The sequence below is a fragment of the Pseudonocardia pini genome (assembly GCF_013870575.1).
Taxonomy (GTDB): domain Bacteria; phylum Actinomycetota; class Actinomycetes; order Mycobacteriales; family Pseudonocardiaceae; genus Pseudonocardia; species Pseudonocardia pini.
This window is the reverse complement of sequence record NZ_JACBXB010001104.1, coordinates 1-1,340: the sequence shown is the minus strand read 5'-3', so window position 1 is coordinate 1,340 and position 1,340 is coordinate 1. Positions and strand designations below refer to the sequence as shown.

The following is a 1,340-nucleotide window of genomic DNA, read 5'->3' as shown; positions in this document are numbered from 1 at the left end:
CGTGTCGGGAAGGACCGCGCAGTTAAGGATCCTGAACTCGTACTCCGCACAGACGCTGCTGCGGGGTCGGACAAAACAGTAGCCGATACTGAGACATGCGACAAGCAGCGATTCCGCTCGTCCGGGAGAACCGGGTCCCGGCGCGGGCCGGCCTGCCGCACGACCGGCGGAGCACTAATTAGGGATGCTCAATGATCGATCCCGCAGGACGGGCGACCGGATCAGTGGTGCGGACCGAGGAGTCACGTCCTCGTCCGCGGGGTCGCGCCTGCCAGGCACGGCGGCCACTAGACTCCACCCCCTGTGCACGCCGACGGACGGGGGGAGATGGCGAGTCCGAGTCGAGAGCTGCCCTCCCCCGCCCCACCCACCGGCTCGTGGGACAAGCTGGCCTCCGGCATCGCGAGGGCCATCGAGGACGACGTGGTGGCCAAGGGCTGGCCCGCCGGGGAGTCGCTGGGCTCCGAGCCCGAGCTGCGGGAGCGGTTCGGCGTCAGCAGGACGGTCCTGCGCGAGGCGGTCCGGCTCCTGGAGCACCGGCGGGTGGCGCGGATGCGTCGGGGCCCGGGCGGCGGCCTGATCGTCGTGGTCCCCGACAGCACACCCGCGCTGCGGGCGCTGTTGACGTACTTCGAGTACGAGGGCACCAGCATGGCGGACCTCTTCCAGGCCCGGCGTGCCCTCGAGCCCCTCGCCGCAGAGCTCGCGGCCGCCCGGATCGACGAGACCGGCGTGGTGGACCTGCGCGCACTCGTGACCGCCGAACCACACGTGGCCGCGGGTGAGGACGGGTGGACCCGCGATCCCCTGCACCTCGCCATCGGGCGGCTGGCGGGGAACCCGGTCCTCGAGCTGTTCCTGAACGTCCTGGACAAGCTCACGCACCGCTACGTCAGGGCGCCGTGGCGGGCACCGGACCCGGAGCTGCTGCTGACGGTGAAGGACGAGGCGCACCGCGCGCACCTCTCGATCGTCGAGGCCGTCGTCTCGGGAGACGCGCCCTCGGCCCGGGTCCAGATGACCGCGCACCTCGTCGAGGCCATGGCCTTGCTGGACGGAGCGCCCGACCACCACACCACGCGCCGGGTCGCACCGCTGCGGCGGGACAACCCCGCCGGGTCGGGGGCGTCGCTCGCCGAGGAGGCCGCGGGCCACATCTACGACGACATCACCCGGAGCGGATGGCCGGTGGGCGAGGTCCTGGGTGCCGAGCCCGAGTTGATGCGCCGCTACGACGTGAGTCGCGCCGTCCTCCGCGCGGCCATCCGGCTCCTGGAGCACCACGGCGTCGCCCGGTCCCGGCGCGGGCCGAACGGAGGGCTCGTGGTCACCCGGCCGGA

Annotated in this window: 1 protein-coding gene; it reads left to right on the top strand. The window is 72.7% G+C overall.

Going from position 1 to position 1,340, the window contains the following annotated elements; translation table 11 throughout:
• Window positions 1-327: 327 nt before the first annotated feature.
• The coding region (locus H5J29_RS32910) for a FadR/GntR family transcriptional regulator (RefSeq protein WP_181784793.1) at window positions 328-1,340 on the top strand (1,013 nt) is incomplete at its 3' end.